At 44.3% G+C, this 420-nt stretch carries 1 protein-coding gene and 1 pseudogene; both read left to right on the top strand.

Translation table 11 applies throughout. From position 1 onward, the window contains the following. Positions 1 to 213 (top strand): annotated as a pseudogene (locus tag RTW80_RS27455) (colicin V secretion protein CvaA); the annotation flags it as partial. Beyond that, the coding region (locus RTW80_RS27450; RefSeq protein WP_312721247.1) for a cysteine peptidase family C39 domain-containing protein at positions 206 to 420 on the top strand (215 nt) is incomplete at its 3' end. The pseudogene RTW80_RS27455 and the gene RTW80_RS27450, both read left to right, overlap by 8 nt.

Here is a 420-nt window from a genome sequence, read left to right as displayed (position 1 = left end):
CCTCAAAATACGCCGGGTGCCTCTGTTCCCTGGTATAAAGTCATTGCGACGCCTGAAAAGCAGATAATCAGGTATGACGAAAAATACCTCCCTCTGGAAAATGGAATGAAAGCCGAAAGTACACTATTTCTGGAAAAAAGGCGTATTTACCAGTGGATGCTTTCTCCTTTCTATGACATGAAACACAGTGCAACAGGACCGATCAATGACTAACAGGAATTTCAGACAAATTATAAATCTGCTTGATTTGCGCTGGCAACGTCGTGTTCCGGTTATTCATCAGACGGAGACCGCTGAATGTGGACTGGCCTGCCTAGCAATGATATGCGGTCATTTTGGTAAGAATATTGACCTGATATATCTTCGCCGGAAGTTTAATCTCTCTGCCCGTGGAGCAACCCTTGCAGGAATCAATGGAAT

The sequence above is a fragment of the Escherichia sp. AM3 genome, assembly GCF_032029835.1.
GTDB lineage: Bacteria > Pseudomonadota > Gammaproteobacteria > Enterobacterales > Enterobacteriaceae > Escherichia > Escherichia coli.
This window is presented reverse-complemented; position numbering and strand designations above follow the sequence as displayed.